The organism is Nonomuraea sp. bgisy101 (assembly GCF_057708945.1).
Map to the genome: position 1 here is coordinate 299,265 of NZ_JBYITD010000010.1, position 15,343 is coordinate 314,607.

The 15,343-nt window shown below is 69.4% G+C and carries 21 protein-coding genes; 18 read left to right on the top strand and 3 right to left on the bottom strand.

Annotation, left to right across the window (positions count from 1 at the left end):
• The first annotated feature begins 11 nt into the window (after positions 1–11).
• The 17 genes from AC3EO4_RS21320 to AC3EO4_RS21400 all read left to right on the top strand — a co-directional run bounded on the left by AC3EO4_RS21320 (position 12) and on the right by AC3EO4_RS21400 (position 11,867).
• Positions 12–236, top strand: coding sequence for a hypothetical protein (locus AC3EO4_RS21320; protein WP_431897297.1), 225 nt, complete (start codon positions 12–14; stop codon positions 234–236).
• The gene (locus tag AC3EO4_RS21325; RefSeq protein WP_431897299.1) at positions 233–754 is read left to right on the top strand and encodes a hypothetical protein; all 522 of its coding nucleotides are present in this window, start codon (positions 233–235) and stop codon (positions 752–754) included. Before AC3EO4_RS21320 ends, AC3EO4_RS21325 begins: the two co-directional genes overlap by 4 nt.
• Positions 751–1,131, top strand: coding sequence for an RRQRL motif-containing zinc-binding protein (locus AC3EO4_RS21330; protein ID WP_431897300.1), 381 nt, complete (start codon positions 751–753; stop codon positions 1,129–1,131). The genes AC3EO4_RS21325 and AC3EO4_RS21330 overlap by 4 nt, the downstream gene beginning before the upstream one ends.
• On the top strand, positions 1,128–1,310 hold the full coding sequence (locus AC3EO4_RS21335) for a hypothetical protein (protein WP_431897302.1): 183 nt from the start codon (positions 1,128–1,130) through the stop codon (positions 1,308–1,310). The genes AC3EO4_RS21330 and AC3EO4_RS21335 overlap by 4 nt, the downstream gene beginning before the upstream one ends.
• Entirely contained in the window at positions 1,307–2,257 is a 951-nt protein-coding gene (locus tag AC3EO4_RS21340; RefSeq protein WP_431897303.1) for a hypothetical protein, read from the top strand. The genes AC3EO4_RS21335 and AC3EO4_RS21340 overlap by 4 nt, the downstream gene beginning before the upstream one ends.
• 6 nt (positions 2,258–2,263) lie before the next feature.
• Positions 2,264–2,452, top strand: a complete 189-nt coding sequence (locus AC3EO4_RS21345; protein ID WP_431897304.1) for a hypothetical protein — start codon at positions 2,264–2,266, stop codon at positions 2,450–2,452.
• Positions 2,449–2,718: a hypothetical protein gene (locus tag AC3EO4_RS21350; protein ID WP_431897306.1), complete on the top strand. Its 270-nt coding sequence runs from the start codon at positions 2,449–2,451 to the stop codon at positions 2,716–2,718. Before AC3EO4_RS21345 ends, AC3EO4_RS21350 begins: the two co-directional genes overlap by 4 nt.
• Entirely contained in the window at positions 2,715–3,176 is a 462-nt protein-coding gene (locus tag AC3EO4_RS21355) for a hypothetical protein (RefSeq protein WP_431897307.1), read from the top strand. Before AC3EO4_RS21350 ends, AC3EO4_RS21355 begins: the two co-directional genes overlap by 4 nt.
• Positions 3,173–5,455, top strand: a complete 2,283-nt coding sequence (locus tag AC3EO4_RS21360; RefSeq protein ID WP_431897309.1) for a hypothetical protein — start codon at positions 3,173–3,175, stop codon at positions 5,453–5,455. The genes AC3EO4_RS21355 and AC3EO4_RS21360 overlap by 4 nt, the downstream gene beginning before the upstream one ends.
• Before the next feature lie 232 nt (positions 5,456–5,687).
• A complete protein-coding gene (locus tag AC3EO4_RS21365; protein ID WP_431897310.1) occupies positions 5,688–6,038 on the top strand; it encodes a hypothetical protein in 351 nt (116 codons plus the stop codon).
• Between the two features lie 26 nt (positions 6,039–6,064).
• Positions 6,065–6,529: a hypothetical protein gene (locus AC3EO4_RS21370; protein ID WP_431897312.1), complete on the top strand. Its 465-nt coding sequence runs from the start codon at positions 6,065–6,067 to the stop codon at positions 6,527–6,529.
• 40 nt (positions 6,530–6,569) lie between these two features.
• Positions 6,570–6,926 carry a hypothetical protein gene (locus AC3EO4_RS21375; protein ID WP_431897314.1) on the top strand — a complete coding sequence of 119 codons (357 nt, stop codon included), beginning with the start codon at positions 6,570–6,572 and terminating at the stop codon, positions 6,924–6,926.
• Positions 6,923–7,405, top strand: a complete 483-nt coding sequence (locus AC3EO4_RS21380) for a MazG-like family protein (RefSeq protein ID WP_431897316.1) — start codon at positions 6,923–6,925, stop codon at positions 7,403–7,405. The genes AC3EO4_RS21375 and AC3EO4_RS21380 overlap by 4 nt, the downstream gene beginning before the upstream one ends.
• Before the next feature lie 118 nt (positions 7,406–7,523).
• Positions 7,524–8,417, top strand: a complete 894-nt coding sequence (locus AC3EO4_RS21385; protein ID WP_431897317.1) for a bifunctional DNA primase/polymerase — start codon at positions 7,524–7,526, stop codon at positions 8,415–8,417.
• A gap of 68 nt (positions 8,418–8,485) precedes the next feature.
• On the top strand, positions 8,486–10,402 hold the full coding sequence (locus tag AC3EO4_RS21390) for an AAA family ATPase (protein WP_431897354.1): 1,917 nt from the start codon (positions 8,486–8,488) through the stop codon (positions 10,400–10,402).
• Complete coding sequence (locus AC3EO4_RS21395) at positions 10,399–10,602, top strand: helix-turn-helix domain-containing protein (RefSeq protein WP_431897319.1); 204 nt, start codon at positions 10,399–10,401, stop codon at positions 10,600–10,602. The genes AC3EO4_RS21390 and AC3EO4_RS21395 overlap by 4 nt, the downstream gene beginning before the upstream one ends.
• A gap of 98 nt (positions 10,603–10,700) precedes the next feature.
• On the top strand, positions 10,701–11,867 hold the full coding sequence (locus AC3EO4_RS21400) for a site-specific integrase (protein ID WP_431897320.1): 1,167 nt from the start codon (positions 10,701–10,703) through the stop codon (positions 11,865–11,867).
• Positions 11,868–12,786: 919 nt separating this feature from the next.
• Here the strand turns inward: AC3EO4_RS21400 and AC3EO4_RS21405 are convergent.
• Positions 12,787–13,281: a hypothetical protein gene (locus AC3EO4_RS21405; RefSeq protein WP_431897322.1), complete on the bottom strand. Its 495-nt coding sequence runs from the start codon at positions 13,279–13,281 to the stop codon at positions 12,787–12,789.
• Between the two features lie 179 nt (positions 13,282–13,460).
• Between AC3EO4_RS21405 and AC3EO4_RS21410 the strand changes: the two genes are divergently transcribed.
• Positions 13,461–13,781: a rhodanese-like domain-containing protein gene (locus AC3EO4_RS21410; RefSeq protein WP_379572726.1), complete on the top strand. Its 321-nt coding sequence runs from the start codon at positions 13,461–13,463 to the stop codon at positions 13,779–13,781.
• 7 nt (positions 13,782–13,788) lie between these two features.
• Here the strand turns inward: AC3EO4_RS21410 and AC3EO4_RS21415 are convergent, their stop codons facing one another.
• The gene (locus AC3EO4_RS21415; RefSeq protein WP_379572727.1) at positions 13,789–14,667 is read right to left on the bottom strand and encodes an Fpg/Nei family DNA glycosylase; all 879 of its coding nucleotides are present in this window, start codon (positions 14,665–14,667) and stop codon (positions 13,789–13,791) included.
• Between the two features lie 66 nt (positions 14,668–14,733).
• Entirely contained in the window at positions 14,734–15,339 is a 606-nt protein-coding gene (locus AC3EO4_RS21420; protein ID WP_431897324.1) for a TenA family protein, read from the bottom strand.
• Between the last annotated feature and the right edge of the window lie 4 nt (positions 15,340–15,343).

Below are 15,343 nucleotides of genomic sequence, written 5' to 3' on the forward strand. Positions count from 1 at the left end.
GAGGGGTTCTCGTGATCTCCGTACTCGGCTACCTGCTGGTGTTCATCGCCGGGCTCATCACCTGCGACCTGATCCGCATCGCTCAGGAGCGCCGCGCCATCCGGCACATCACCCGCGTCATCGTTGGTCAGGCCGGACCTGCCGAAGCCGCCCTCAGCGAATGGTCCGCCGACCCGCACAACATGTGCGACCGGCCCGGCTGCCCGCGCTGCTGGGGAGGGTGGGGCCGCTCATGACCGCCATCACCGCGACCGACCCGGCCACGGCCTACCCGCTGCTGACCACGATCGCCCACGGCAGAGCGCTCCATGAGATCTCCCTGGACGTCACGCTGGCCACGCCCACCTACCACGGCCAGACCACGCTAACCATTCACCCCGGCGTGATCGACGCCGAGGCGATCGAACTGTACGGGCACTCTCAGTGCGCCGTGCTGGCCGGAGCCATCGCCGAGCGTACGGGCTGGCCGCTGCTGCTCATCGAGCGCTACCACGACTCGGACGGATGGCAGCCGACGCACGCCGCCGCGCTCACCGACGACGGGCTGGCCCTGGACATCTACGGCCCACGCGCCATCGCCGACGTGCTGCTCCACATAAGCGGCTACGGTTCCTGGCCGCTGCGCCACCGCTTCCTCAACACCTGGCAAGAGCTGAGCGGCGGCTACACGGCAGCGTGGACCGAGGCGACCGACGCGCTCGGGATCGAGATCGGCCGCGTGTTCGCGAGCGTGCTTGTGGAGGCCGTCTCATGAGTCGCATCCGCGCCCGCTTCTGGGACCCCACCGGCGCCCGCTACGGCATCCCCACCTACCCGTGGCAGATGGCCCCGCCGCATCTGCTCACCGTGCGCCAGCTCGCCGCCCGCGGGCTTCGCCCCGCCGGGCAGGGCGTCCAAGCACAGATCCTCTGGGCATCCACCCGTCACGGCGCACCGGGCGTGCGGGCCGCCTACCTCTACGACGTGCGGGTCGCCCTGCCCAAGCGCACCCCGACCCCTGCTCAGCTCGCCGCGCTGGCCAAGGCCACCGCCGCCCGCCGCACCTGCCCCGACTGCCGTACCGATGTCGGCTACGTCCTGCCCCGCCATCTCGGAACCTGCCTCGACTGCGCCCCAGGGGTGGCCGCATGAGCCGCCACAAGCTCGACACCAGCGGGCGCCCCGGCGTCACCGTGCACGGCGAGAAGCTGCCGACCTTCTACCAGCCCGAAGCCGGACGCGACGGCTTCATCGAGACCGACCGCAAGCACGGCATGAACCGCAACCAGCGCACCGACCGCGACCGCCGCCCCAAAGGAGGCAAGCCGTGAGCGCCATCAACCCTGACCCGATCCCCGAACCGACCCCCGAAGAGGTAGCCCGCGGGCTGGCCGAACTGGAGCGGCACATAGCCAGCCAGGCGCCCGCCGCTCCTACGCCGGCCGAATCACCCGGTGCGACCCGGCGCGTGCTGCGGTTGCGCGCCGAGGTGGCCGAAGCGCACCAGTTGGCCGACCTCCAGGCCGACGACACCCCGCTCATGCTCGACACCCCCAAGGTGCGCAAGCGCCGCAAGCAGGCGCAGGAGGCCGCCCGGCTGCACGCGCTGGCTCAAGACCCGGAGATGCGCGCCTGGCAGGCCGCCCGTATGCGGCGCCTGCTGGTCACCGCGGCTCTGGTGTCGCTGACGCTCGCGCTGGCCTGGTCCACCGCCGGTGTGCAGGCGTTCGCGGCCGATGGCGCCGACCTGTGGTCGCCTGGTTGGGTTTTCGCCTGGTTGGTCGAGCCGTTCATGTCCCTGGCCCTGCTGGTCGTGGTCGGCGCCCGCGCCTACATGGGCACCCGCGGCCAGCCGCTCAACAACCCGATCCTGACCAAAATCGAGTGGCTGTTCCTGGGGCTGACGCTCGGCATGAACGCCTGGCCGTACCTGCCCTGGGGGCTGCCGGACGGGACCGACTTCACCGTCTCACGGCTGGTGCTGCACGTCTTGGGGCCGGTCGTGGCGGTAGCCATCGTCACCGCCCTGCCCATCATCCTGGAGTCGTTCGCCCGCCTCGATCACGGCGCCGACGGTACCCCTACCGGCCCTACGTACAGGGCGAACGCCCCCGCCCCCGACGCGCTGATTGCCCGCGCCCGGCACCTGATGGCCACCGGCCAGCTTCCCGCCGCCGCAGGCGCGGACAAGATCCGGCGCGCGCTCGGCTGCGGCATGGACACCGCCCGCGCCGTCCGTGACGCCCTCCGCTACGACCCCACCACCGGAAAGGACTGACCCGCCATGCTCACCGTGCTCGCCCCCGTGATCGTGATCTCCCTGGCCTGCCTGGCCGTCCCGGTCTCCATCTGGGTCCGGATGCTCATCACCCGCCGCCGGACCGTGGCCGAGATCCGCTCCACCATGTCGGCCCACCGCCGCACCTGCTGCGCCCACCCCACCACCGACACCCACCGCGAGGTGACCTCATGACCGAACCGCGCACCCTCATACGGCACTTCACATCCGCTGTGCTGACCGCCCTGATCGGGCTGACCCCCATGGCCTGCCATGTGGCCGACAAGGGCACGGGCAACGACTCGACGCCGCCCCCCGTCCTCTGCCAGGACGACCGCTGCCGCTGGGCCGACACCGACCCGACCCCGCCCGCTGAGGAACCCCCGCCGGTCGAGTGCACGGGCAACGGACCGGACGCTCGCTGCCGGTGGTCCACCACCGACCGCGAGGGGACCTCATGACCGACCTTCAGAGCGTTCCCGACCTGCTGGTGGAAAGCGACGACTTCGACGCCGCCAACCCCGCCGACCTGGCCGCGCTCGCCAAGCTGACCGGCCAGCAGACCGGCACCGGCGACGGCACCCCCGCCGACCTGCTGGTGACCCTGCGCGCCGTCTACGCCGAGATCCTGCGCCGCAAGAACAGCCATCGCCCGCTGTGGGTCGAACTCACCGACCTCGACCAGGTCGAGGCCCTGGGCTGCGACCCCGGCCCGGCAGGGCAGGAAGCCCGCAGCCTGGCCCGCTGGATCTACCTGGAGGGCCACATGGTCGGCGTCGGTCTGGTCGCCGACTACGGCCCCAACGAACTGCCCGACGACGACACCGACAACACGCAGGGCGCGACCACTCCCGCCAAGAAGCCGGTCGCGCCCTGCTGCCCCGCCCCCTCCAGCGGAAACGAGGTGACCTCATCATGACCGACCTGCCGCACGAGCCCAACACCAACCCCAACCCGGACCGCCCCGGCGACCTGTCCGACTTCGAGTGGTCCGGCCGCCCCACCGGCGCCGAGCACGCCGAGGGCGGGCAGGTCGTTCCGCTCGACTCCCGCCGCCGTCCCCGCCCGCTGGACGCCCCCGACCAGGGGGACGGCCCGGCGACCGACCCGGCCGGTGAGCCGGACAACCGACCTGGCAAGCGGACCGCCTATGACACCTCGTATGAGGTCGAGCTGGACGCACCGCCCGCCAACGAACCGCCCACGCTGGTGGACCTGCCCGGCAGCATGGTTCCGGAGCTGGTCAGCGAGTCACGTCGCCCGATCATCCCGCCTCAGTTCCACGGGGCGAACCTGCCCACCACCGTCAAGGCCGCGCTCGGCAGGTGGGCGCACGTGGCCGCCTTCCACACGGTGCGCGCCCCCTGGTACGCGCTCCAGGTCGTCTGGTTCGCCATCGTGGGCGTCTTCGCCCTGGTCAACCGGCAGTTGCGCTGGTGGTGGGTCAACGAACAGTACGCTCTCCTCCAGACCGCCGCGAGCGACAACGACCCGGAGATGTGGCTCAAGCTGCACAAGGAGGGCAAGGCCACCCGCCGCTGGCGTGGCGTCGTCCTGTTCTTCCAGCTCATCGCGGCCATCGTGGCCGCCATCGCGGTGGCCAACCTGCAACCGCCCTACCAGGCCGCCGTCGCTCTCGCGCTGGTGCCGGTGCTGGCCCGGTGCGGCAAGCCTAAGGGCCGCCCGATCATCCCCACCGCCGCCGTCTCTCGCCGCTACCGGCTGCTGAATGCCGACGTGGTGCTGCGCGCCTACTACGCCGCCGGACTCGGCCACCCCGACAAGCCCCACCAGCAGATCCAGTTCGGCTCCCGCATGGCGCGTGATGCCGCCGGAACCGGCTCCGAGGTCGTGGTGGACCTGCCGTACGGCAAGACGTTCGACCACGCGATCAAGGCACGCCCCGAGATCGCCTCCGGCCTGGACGTCACCGAACAGCAGGTCTACATCACCCGCGACCCGTCCTCCACCCGGCGGCACAAGCTGTTCGTGGCCGACCGCGACCCGCTGGCCATCCCCGCCGGGCGCACGCCGCTGCTGGACGGCAAGCCGCGCAACATCTGGAAGCCCGCCCCGTTCGGGCTGGACGAACGCGGACGTCAGGTCACCCTGTTGCTGCTGTGGATCTCAGTCCTGGTCGGGGCTCAGCCGCGCAAGGGCAAGACGTTCGCCGCCCGGCTGTTGGCCCTGTACGCGGCCATGGACCCGTACGTGAAGCTGACCGTGGTGGACGGCAAGAACAGCCCGGACTGGCGCAAGTTCAAGCTGATAGCCCACCGCATCATCTTCGGCACCGTCATCAACCGCGACGGCGACCCGGTAGAGGAGCTGCTGGACGCGCTGCGCGAGATCAAGACGCACATCATGCAAGTGAATGAGTTCCTGTCCACCCTGCCCGTCTCGGAGTGCCCCGACGGCAAGCTGACCGAGGAACTGTCGCGCAAGTACCCCAACCTGCGGGTGTGGCTGCTGGTCATGGAGGAGTTCCAGGTCTACTACGAGCTGGACGACCAGGACATCAACAAGGAGATCGCCTCCCTGCTGTCGTTCATCATGGCCGTCGGCCCCTCCGCCGGGGTCATCATCCTGTCCAGCTCGCAGAAGCCGTCCGGGGTCGGCGCCGGTGACGTGCAGCGGCTGTTCGGCCGCTACCGCGACAACCACGCCGTGCGCTTCGCCCTCAAGTGCGGCAACCGCAACGTCTCCGAAGCCATCTTGGGCGGCGACGCCTACAGCGAGGGGTTCGACGCCTCCTCCCTGCCCAACGGCAAGGAGTACCGGGGCGTCGGCTACCTGTACGGGGCGTCCGATGACACCCCGACGGTGCGCACCTACCTGGCCGATGCCGCCGACGCCGAGAAGATCCTGACCACCGCCCGCGCCCTGCGTGAGCGTGCCGGGACCTTGACCGGCTATGCCGCCGGGGAGGAGATCAAGCGCGAGGTGCGCGACGTGCTGGCCGACGCCCTGTCGGTCTTCCACCCCGGCGAGTCCGGCCTGTCCTGGGCCGAGATCGCCGCCCGGCTCTCCGAGCGCATCCCGGAGCACTACGCCGACCTGTCCGCCGACGCGGTGTCGGCTCAGCTTCGGGACCTGGCCGTGCCAAGCGTGAACATCAAGCGCGACGGCAAGGTGCTCAAGGGCGCGAAGCAGGCCGACATCGCCCAGGCGATCCGCCGCCGCGACGGCGCGGCGTGAGCCGTACGGCAGGGCCGCCGGACCCCGGTTCGACGGCCCTGCCGTACCCGCCCGCACCCCGCCGCAAGAGCCTCGCCGGGCCGTGAAAGGTAGCGGCTGGCTCGCTACCGGGTAGCGGCTGCGCTACCGCCGCCGCTACCCCTCACACCCCTTCTGATCAGCCTGAATACCCGCAGGTAGCGGGTAGCGGGCCGCCCTCATCGTGCTCGAAATCCCGTATCGGAGCCCTGCCGTGACCTTCCACGCCGCTACCGCTACCCCACCCCCCGCTACCGGTCTGGGTGATCTTCTGCCCTCGCTCGCGACCCTGCTGGCCGCCGCCGTCGGCGTGCTGCTGCTGTGGGCGCTCGGCTACGCCGCCGCCTGTGCCGCCTCCCCGTTCGCCCGCTGCCGCCGCTGTGAGGGCGTCGGCAAGACCATCAAGCCGAACGGCCGCGTCAAGCGCTGGTGCCGCCACTGCAAGGGCACCGGCCTACGGCTGCGCACAGGCCGCCGCGCCTACAACTACCTGCGCCGTCTACGCCGCCAGGGCACCCGCCCCACCCGCGTCCGCACCACCCCGCCCCGCCCGTTCGGCAAGTGACTCGACCTCTGGAGAGGACACTGATCATGTCCAGCACCACCCGCAACCGGCTCGTTCCCCTCACCGTCGTCCACCTGTCCCGTCGTGTCACCCGCGAGGAACTGCGGCGGATGAACCAGGCCGACGCCATCCGCTCAGCCCTGACCGCGACCGGCGGCAATGACGCCCGCGCCCTTCAGTGGCTGCGCAGGAGGGGCGTCACCGTGGCCCACTTCAACCACGCCAAGAAGGTCCAGCCGCGCACGAACATCGGCCTGCTGGCCGAAGACGGCGTGGTCGATCTGATGGCCGTCGATCTGGTGGTCACCGGCCAGCGCCAGGTCCAGCTCACCCCGACCGAACGTCTCCTGGCCGCCACCCGCATCCTCGCCGCCGGTGGGGGCGTCGGCGATGTCGCCCGACGCATGGGCGTGGAACACACCGTCGCCCGCCGCCTGGTCAACCGCATCACCACCGAACTCCCGGCCCCGCTCAAGGAGGAAGCCGCGTGACCATCCCGCCCGCCAGCGTCCCCACGCGAAGGAACCAGCCGTGAGTGTCACCATCCGAACCTGCCTGATCATCACCTGCACCCGCTGCGGTCAGGTCAACGACGACTTCGACTCCATCCACGCCGACACCATCAACGAAGCACGCGCCTGGTTCACCGACTGGCAGTGGAGCGACCCCAACACCCCCGACCTGTGCCCCGGCTGCGTCGCCGACCTCGACTGCGAGCGCGACGGCCACCAGTGGACGCCCTGGCGCCCCGCCGTCCCGCCCGGCCGCGAGCACGTCCGCTTCCGCCACTGCGAGCACTGCCTTGAAGGAGCTGTCGAGCGCGACCCCGCCCGCCGCCCGGCTCTGCCCATCACCTGCCACGAACCGCCGGAAGGACTCGCGTCATGACCACGCCCACCTTCACTCAACACGCCGCCGCCCTGCTGGCCTGGCTCGACACCGCCAACCCGCGCACCGAGCACGAGATCTCCATGCGGATCATGAAAATTGGGGAGGAGTTCGGCGAGGCCGTCGCTGCCTACATCGGCATGACCGGCCAAAACCCGCGCAAGGGCGTCACGCACACCTTGGACGACCTGACCGCCGAGCTGTGCGACGTCATCGTCACCGCCATGGTCGCCCTGGCCAGCGTCACCGGAGACGCCGAACAAGCCGGGCAACACATCGACCGACACCTGACCAAGCGCTACACCCGGCTACTGGAGCGCATCCGCTCTACCGGCCGCTGCCTCCTCTGTCTGGGAGCCAAGGAAATCGTCACCCGACGCCACCACCCCGGCGGCGGCTGGCACGACATCATCCAGCCCTGCCCCGTCTGCCAACCGGCCGCCGTCAACGCCGCCGTAGCGGAGGAGGTGCCCTGGTGACCGGCCAGACGTCGCGTTCCACCGTGGTGACACACGACGGCTCGACAGACCACCACCTGTCAAGAGACGCCTGATGTCTGAGCGCACCCCCATACGACCTGTCCGAAGGGATCGCATCATGACCAGCTCGCCCCTGCGCTACGCCCTGGCCGCCGCCGCCCGCGGCTGGCATGTCTTCCCGCTCGTCCCCGGCGACAAGGTGCCGCTCAAGGACTGGGCGTGGAAAGAGCGCAACACCACCGACCCCGACGCCATCCGCGACGTGTGGGCGCGTCAGCCATACAACGTCGGCATCGCCACCGGCCCCTCCCGCTTGGTGGTGATCGACCTAGACACCCCGAAGGAGGGCAAGACCCACCCGGCGGAGTGGGACCTGCCCGGCATCAACGACGGCGCCGACGTGTTCGCCACCCTCTGCGAGCGCGCCGGACAACCGCTACCGCTGGAGACCTTCACCGTCCGCACCCGGCGCGGCGGCACCCACCTGTACTACACCGCGCCGGACGGGATCACGCTCGGCAACACCCAGGGCGCCCGCGGCGGGCTCGGCTGGCTGATCGACACCCGCGCGACGGGCGGGTACGTCGTCGGCCCCGGCAGCTTCGTCGACCTCGACGACGGCACCGGCACCTACGAGGTGATGCACGCCGCACCGGCCGCCCCGCTGCCCGGCTGGCTGGCCGACCTCCTACGGCCCGCCCCGCTCCCACCACAGAAACCGGTCACCATCACGATGACCGCCGACCGGCGCGGCAACTACCTGCGCACCGCCGTCGAACGCGAGGTGGAACGGGTGACCGGCTCCCCGCCGAACGGCCACAACAACGCCCTGTACTGCGCATCCGTGGCGCTCGGGCAGCTCGTGGCCGGCGGCGAACTGCCCGAGACCGACGTGACCGGATGGCTGACCGACGCCGCCGCGAGCGTCGGCCAGCCCTACGGCGAAGCACAACGCACCATCGCGTCAGGACTGAGGGCGGGTGCCCGGAGACCGCGAAGCGTCGCCGCATGAGTAGCCCAACCCTCATCCGGCCGCCCGCGCCCACAGAGGACGGGCTCGGCCAGGTGCGTCACGTGGTCATGATGAGCGGCGGCATCGGCTCGTGGGCCACCGCCCGCCGCGTCATCGCCCAGCACGGCACAGCATCCACAGTGCTGTTGTTCGCCGACACCAAGGTAGAAGACCCCGATCTGTACCGCTTCCTCGACGAGGCCGCCGCCCAGCTCGGCGCACAGTTGGTGCGAGTGGCCGATGGCCGCACACCGTGGGAGGTCTTCCGGGACAAGCGGATGATCGGAAACTCCCGTATCGCCCCATGCAGCAAGTACCTCAAGCAGGTCCCATGTCGCCAATGGCTGGAGACCCACACCGACCCGGGCACGGCCACGGTGTATGTCGGCATCGACTGGACCGAAACCCATCGCCTACCAGCGATAGAAGCCGCATATCTGCCATGGACTGCCCGCGCCCCTCTGTGCGAGCCGCCGTATGCGAGCAAGGACGAGCTGATCGCCGAAGCTAACGCCGTCGGGCTGGCCACCCCACGCCTGTATGAGCTGGGCTTCCCGCACAACAACTGCGGGGGCGCATGCGTACGCGGGGGCCAGGCGCAATGGACGCGCCTGCATCAGGTTGATCCTGAACGCTTCGCCACCGAAGCCGCCCAAGAACAACAGCTACGCGCCCAACTCGGCAAAGACGTGGCGATCCTGCGCGACCGCACCGGCGGCATCACCAAGCCGCTACCGCTGATCGAACTTCGCCAGCGCATCGCCCGCGGCCAGGTCGATACCGACGACTGGGGCGGCTGCGGCTGCTTCACCGAGATCGAGAAGGAGGTCCCTGTGGAGAAACCCGACCGCGGCCAACTCGCCAGCGTCCATCCCCTGCAGCCACCTACTTCCTTCGCAACCCCGGCAACACCTACAACTGCCGCTCTACGCACGTCATGGACCGCAGACGAACTCATGGCCATGACCTTCCCCGAGACCAAGTGGGCCGTTCCCGGCGTCATCGCCGAGGGGCTCAACCTGCTGGCCGGACCGCCCAAGGTCGGCAAGAGCTGGCTGTCGCTCGGTACGGCCATCGCCGTCGCCGGTGGAGGCAAGGCGCTGGAGGCGATCGAGGTGGAGCCGGGACCCGTGCTCTACCTCGCGCTGGAAGACACGCCGCGCCGTCTCCAGAACCGCATGGGCAAGATCCTGCAAGGCAAGCCCGCCCCGAAGGACCTCACCCTGGCCACCTCGTGCCCGACCCTGCCGCAGGGCGGGGAACAGGCCATCGCCCGCTGGCTGGAACGCAACGTCGGCGCGCGCATGGTCGTGATCGACGTGTTCGCCAAGGTACGCGGCACCACCCCGCCCGGCCTGTCAGCCTATGACGCCGACTACGCCGCCATGGGCCACGCCAAGCGCCTGGCCGACACCTTCGGCGTCGCGGTCGTGCTGGTCCACCACGTCCGCAAGATGGGCTCAGACGACTTCCTCGAACAGGTCTCCGGCACCAACGGCCTGGCCGGTGCCGCCGACGCCACGCTGGTGCTCAAGCGGGCGCGTGGCACCGCTGACGGCGTGCTCCACGTCACCGGACGCGACGTGGAAGAAGACGAGTACGCCATGGCCTTCCAGCCCGCCGCCGGACTCTGGCGCCTGATGGACGGCCCACCCGAGGATCACCAGCTCGGGGAGACCCGCGCGGCCATCGCCCGCTACTTGCGCACCAACCCGAACAGCCCGCCCAAAGAGATCGCCGAAGCCATCGGCAGGACCCGTGACACGGTCAAGCGAACATGCGCCCGCATGGCCCAAGACAGCCAGCTCTGCGTGGACGCCGCCGGACGCTACCGCCTGCCGGGGACAGAGTCCCCCGGAGCTGTCCCCGCTGTCCCCGCTGTCCCCGAACCACCCTCCACCAGCGACAACGCCACGATTCTCCGGGGACAGTCCGCCCTGCTGGGTGTCCCCGCTGTCCCCGACAAGGAGCGCCCGCAGCCATGAGCACGCCCCTCGATGACACCCAGCTCTACGACATCACCGCCGCCATGAAGCAGCTCAAGCTCAGCCGAAGCGTGATCTATGAACTGATCCGCACGGGCCGCCTGCCTTCCGTCAAGGAAGGCCGCGCCCGGCGATTCACCGCCAACGGACTCAGAGAGTACATCGCCCTGTTGGAGAAGGAAGCGCAGGAGGTCGCTTAATGACCAACGGTGACAAGCCCAAACGGAACAAGAGAACTCGCGCCAACGGGGAAGGATCGATCTTCCCCTACCGCAAGGGATGGGCCGCGTACGTCTGGGTGACCACGCCAGGCGGTGAGCCGAAGAAGAAATGGGCGTACGGCTCGTCTCGTGAAGAGGTCCACGAGAAGTACATCCGCCTCCAGAGCGAGGCACGCAAGGGGCCTGTGGCCACCAAGGTCCCGACGCTCGCGGTACGGGCCGCCTACTGGCTCCGGGAGGTGGTCATAGAGCCGAACTACGCCCCGTTGGCCGTGGTGACCTACGAGACCCACCTGAGGCTCTACATCCTCCCCTACCTGGGGGCGAAGCGCCTCGACAAGCTCACGGTCCGCGACGTCCGCGAGTGGGTGAACAAGCTGCGTAAGGCGTGCCAGTGCTGCGCTCAGGGCAAGGACACGCGGCGCCCGGTCGAGCACTGGAATGAGAAGCGCCGGCGGCACTGCTGCGCGGTCGGGCAGTGCTGCCACCAGACCTTGGAAGAGAGCACCGTCCAGAAGGCCGTGAAGATTCTCCGAAGCCTGTTCTCCGACGCCATCTCAGAGGACCTGGTGGGCAAGAACCCGGCAGCCGCTGTCCGTCTGCCCACCCTTCGCAAGCGCCGCACCAAGGCATGGTCCGTGGACGAAGCCCGCCGCTTTCTGGAGAACGCGCGGGATGAGGCCGACCCGCTCTATGCGGTCTACGTCCTGATCCTCGTGCTCGGACTGCGCAAGGGTGAGGTGCTCGGGCTGGACTGGAAGTATGTGGATCTGGACGCCGGTGAGCTGTACGTAGGTGAGCAGCTCCAGCGCATCCGCGATCAGCTACGCCGACGCCCAGTCAAGACTGAGGACTCGGAAGCCCCGCTTCCCCTCCCCGGCATCTGCCTGGCAGCGCTCTGGCTGCGCAAGCGCCAGCAGGAACGCGACAGGCAGGAAGCCGGGGACGCCTGGCAAGGCACCGGCCTGGTCTTCACCTCGCCCGTCGGCAAGCCCTTGGACCCGACGAAGTTCAACGGCCGGTTCGATGCCCGCATCGTGCGGGCGGGGGTGCGTCGCATCACCGTTCACGGCACCCGAGGTACGTGCGCGACCCTGCTGGCAGCCCTGGATGTTCACCCGCGCGTGGCCATGCGGGTGCTTCGCCACAGCAACATCAAGATGACGATGGAGGTCTACACCGACGCCACTGACGAGGCCACCGGAGCGGCTCTGCGGAAGCTCGGGAGCGCCTTGGACGGCTGATTCAGGCGGCTACTGCTGTACTTCGTAGCTGTACGGGGAGCGCCGGGGCCATTCACACCACCGTGAGTGGCCCTTGACCTGCACAGGAGCAACCAACCGCCGGAGAGTGGCACCATCCGGACAGGTTCATGCGGTCGGCAACGGCAGTTGCCCTCTCAGCCCGGTTGCCCCGAGCTCCCGCGGTTTGGACTTGTGAGTGCGGCCGGGGTCTGCCCAGCTCGCGCCCCAATGATGCACCATTTGTCCGCGTTCAACCACCCCTGCGTCTCGACGCGCCCTGTCTTGGACCGGCATCCGTGGACGTCCATCAAAGAACAGCCATGCACGGCTGTGGCTGTACTTTCCAACCGTACGAATGCCCCACTGAACAGGAGGGGGATACCTCTCCTGCCGCGTCATCAAGAGCTGCGCACGCAACGCATGCATGTGCCTCTAAGCAGCGATCGTTGGGCGCACTGTAGGACGCCTGAAGACTTGGCCGTGAAGCGGCGACCGATCAAGAAGCCGAGGCTGCGCAGCAAGGTCGACGCCTCACATCGCGGAACCTGGAACCCCGGACAACTCGCTGGTGGTGATCGAACGAAGCGTCGGCACCAGGGAGACCAATGCGGCCTCGCCGGCACTGTCGCTGACGAGCCGCACCAACGCGATTCCGCGCCTGGTCACGACGATCGCACGTGCGCCGTCAGTGCGGGCCCACACGTCCCGGGAGACACGACGGCACGCGCCCGGGCGCCCGTCCGACTCCGGATCGGGTTGGGCGCAAGCTGCCTTGGGCGTCGCCGCCTTCGCCTTCCTGACGAATACCTCGACGTTTGAGCCATCTCCCTCGTGCTGATAGGTGAGCCTCAGCGTTGAGGGGAGTCCCCATTCGTCGACCCAGGCCGGCCGGTAGCCGTCGACCGCAACCAGCGGCAGACTAGAGCGATCGATCCTGACGGCTCTGGCCGCCTCGTCGACTGCCTTGGAGGACGGCCACCGCGCAGTACAGGACGAGCACGGCGCCGGTCGTGGAGAGGCTAAGCACCTTCCTCCCCGGCATGACCAGCGCGGTCGCCGCGACATAGCCGCTAGCCCCGATGCCCATGAAGATCAGCGTTCCCTGGACGATACCGAAGTCCATGATCTCAGGCATGGTCAGCCGCTCAAGGCAGGCGCCGAAGAGCAGCATGATGATGAACGGTGCCACGCCCGCGACCACGCCCCAAAGCGGCAAGACGGCCAGCCTGCACAGCAGCAATCCCAAGGGGAAGGGCACGAAGAGCATCAACATGGCGCCGGTGCCGTCGTCTTCCGGCCCGTGGGACCACAAGATGCTCTCCAGCAGCCCGATCACGGCCCCCGCGAGCGCGGCCCGGAGTAATGCGTTCATCCCCAGATCTTGCACCGGTTTGAGGCTGACCGCCCCGATCATGGGTGATTCCCTTCACACTGCTCCCGGGGTCCGCCTGAGAACCAACGCTCAGGACACGTAAGAGAGCCCCCCACCGGGAAAGGCCAACGCGGACGACCCGGATTCGCATGTGGCCGCCCTTCCGGGAGTCTCGTCCTCCACGGGAGGTCGTGGTGCGGCGGGTCCGCGAGAATGGAGGTATGACCGTTCCCGAGATCAACGTGACCGACATGCCCGCCGGTGCCTTCCTGCTCGACGTCCGCGAGAACGACGAGTGGGCGGCGGGCCACGCCCCGGACGCCACCCACATCCCGCTCGGCGAGCTCCAGGCCCGCGTCGACGAGCTGCCCTCCGGCCCCGTCTACGTCGTGTGCAGGGTCGGCGGCCGTTCCGCGCACGCCGCCGCGTGGCTCAACCACATCGGCCGCGAGGCGGTCAACATCGGCGGCGGCATGCAGTCGTGGGAGATGGCGGGCAGGCCCCTGGTGAGCGAGACCGGCCGGCCCCCGTTCGTCGCCTGACGGGCGCCTACTTGAGCAGCTTCGACATGCGCCGGTCCGCGAGGATCTTGCCCTCGGTCTGACACGTCGGGCAGTACTGCAGGGACGAGTCCGCGAAGGACACCTCGCGGATCGTGTCGCCGCACACGTCGCACGCCTGCCCCGCCCTGTTGTGGACGCGCAGCCCCGACTTCTTCTCCGCCTTGAGGTCCTTGGCGGCCAGCCCGTGGGCCCGCTCCATCGCGTCTCTCAACGTGGTGACGATCGCCTCGTGCAGGTCGGCGATCTGCGCGTCCGTCAGCGTCGCGGCGATCTTGAAGGGTGACATCCGCGCCGCGTGCAGCACCTCGTCGGAGTAGGCGTTGCCGATGCCCGCGATGATCTTCTGGTCTCTCAGCAGGCCCTTGATCTGGGTACGGTTACCGCCCACGATCCGCTTCAACGCCTGCACGGTGAACTCGGGCACGAGCGGGTCGGGCCCCAGCGAGGCGATGCCGGGCACCTCCATCGGGTCCTTGACCACGTAGACGGCCAGGCGTTTCTGCGTGCCGGCCTCGGTCAGCTCGAAGCCTGGCGCCGCGCCGTCGTCGCCGGGCGCCAGCCGTACCCGGGCGGCGAGCGGACCCTTGCCAGGACGGACGGGCTTGGCGCCCGACAGATCCTCGCGCCAGCGTAGCCAGCCGGCCCTGGACAGGTGCGTGACCAGGTGGAGACCGTCACAGTCGAGGTCGAGGAACTTGCCGTGCCTCGCCACGCCGGTCACCGTCAGCCCGCCGAGCGCGGTGACGGGCGGATCGAAGGTCTTGAGCGCCTGGAAGGCGACCACGTCGACGGCCAGGACCGTGCGGCCGACCGCCCGCTCGCGCAGGAACTCGGCGAGCGACTCCACTTCGGGAAGTTCCGGCATGCGTCCAGATTAAGGCGCGCCCTCCCCTGGCGGGCAACCAAACGGTTGATCAACGAAGGGCGGCGCTCAGGGGACGTCCCAGAAGGCCAGTTCGTGGCGCATGCCCTCGGCGAACAGGGCCGTCGCCCTGGAGAGGTCCGGGGCCGCCTCGTCGATCATCTCGGCGATCCGCCCGGTCAGGGCCGCGAAACCGGGGTCGGCGTAGGTGTCGACCCAGGCACGGTAGCGGGGCTCCTCCGGCTTGTTCTCCGCGAGGATCCGGCCGAGCGTGGAATACCCCCACATGCACGGGTAGAGCGCGGCGAGACCCGCGGCGTAGTCGGCGGCCGACTCCAGCAGGAACGCCGTGTACGCGGCGCAGGCCGGCCCCTTCACCGCGCCGTCCAGGTCGGCGCCGAACCCGGCCGACAGCGACCTGTGCAGCGAAAGCTCGTCGTGGAAGGTCGTGTGGGCCAGGTCCACCAGGTCTCCGAGGTGCGCGGCGGGCGCCTGCCAGGCCAGCCTGGCGAACACGCGCACGTAGTCGTGCAGGAACAGCCAGTCCTGTTCGAGCCATGACCTGAAGACCTTCTCCTCGAGGTCTCCCCTGCCGATGCCCACGACGGTGGGATGCGCGAGCTGCGCCTCGAGCAGGGGCCGGCCAATGGCGTGCAGTTCCGCAGAAATCGACATATGG

What these genes read in the sequence shown, in the direction of transcription:
- AC3EO4_RS21390 (WP_431897354.1), top strand. Translation starts at nt 8,486, where the DNA reads ATGATGAGCGGCGGCATCGGCTCGTGGGCCACCGCCCGCCGCGTCATC.
- AC3EO4_RS21410 (WP_379572726.1), top strand. Translation starts at nt 13,461, where the DNA reads ATGACCGTTCCCGAGATCAACGTGACCGACATGCCCGCCGGTGCCTTC.
- AC3EO4_RS21415 (WP_379572727.1), bottom strand. Translation starts at nt 14,667, where the DNA reads ATGCCGGAACTTCCCGAAGTGGAGTCGCTCGCCGAGTTCCTGCGCGAG.
- AC3EO4_RS21395 (WP_431897319.1), top strand. Translation starts at nt 10,399, where the DNA reads ATGAGCACGCCCCTCGATGACACCCAGCTCTACGACATCACCGCCGCC.
- AC3EO4_RS21350 (WP_431897306.1), top strand. Translation starts at nt 2,449, where the DNA reads ATGACCGAACCGCGCACCCTCATACGGCACTTCACATCCGCTGTGCTG.
- AC3EO4_RS21420 (WP_431897324.1), bottom strand. Translation starts at nt 15,339, where the DNA reads ATGTCGATTTCTGCGGAACTGCACGCCATTGGCCGGCCCCTGCTCGAG.
- AC3EO4_RS21405 (WP_431897322.1), bottom strand. Translation starts at nt 13,281, where the DNA reads ATGATCGGGGCGGTCAGCCTCAAACCGGTGCAAGATCTGGGGATGAAC.
- AC3EO4_RS21330 (WP_431897300.1), top strand. Translation starts at nt 751, where the DNA reads ATGAGTCGCATCCGCGCCCGCTTCTGGGACCCCACCGGCGCCCGCTAC.
- AC3EO4_RS21360 (WP_431897309.1), top strand. Translation starts at nt 3,173, where the DNA reads ATGACCGACCTGCCGCACGAGCCCAACACCAACCCCAACCCGGACCGC.
- AC3EO4_RS21380 (WP_431897316.1), top strand. Translation starts at nt 6,923, where the DNA reads ATGACCACGCCCACCTTCACTCAACACGCCGCCGCCCTGCTGGCCTGG.
- AC3EO4_RS21345 (WP_431897304.1), top strand. Translation starts at nt 2,264, where the DNA reads ATGCTCACCGTGCTCGCCCCCGTGATCGTGATCTCCCTGGCCTGCCTG.
- AC3EO4_RS21335 (WP_431897302.1), top strand. Translation starts at nt 1,128, where the DNA reads ATGAGCCGCCACAAGCTCGACACCAGCGGGCGCCCCGGCGTCACCGTG.
- AC3EO4_RS21325 (WP_431897299.1), top strand. Translation starts at nt 233, where the DNA reads ATGACCGCCATCACCGCGACCGACCCGGCCACGGCCTACCCGCTGCTG.
- AC3EO4_RS21355 (WP_431897307.1), top strand. Translation starts at nt 2,715, where the DNA reads ATGACCGACCTTCAGAGCGTTCCCGACCTGCTGGTGGAAAGCGACGAC.
- AC3EO4_RS21370 (WP_431897312.1), top strand. Translation starts at nt 6,065, where the DNA reads ATGTCCAGCACCACCCGCAACCGGCTCGTTCCCCTCACCGTCGTCCAC.
- AC3EO4_RS21385 (WP_431897317.1), top strand. Translation starts at nt 7,524, where the DNA reads ATGACCAGCTCGCCCCTGCGCTACGCCCTGGCCGCCGCCGCCCGCGGC.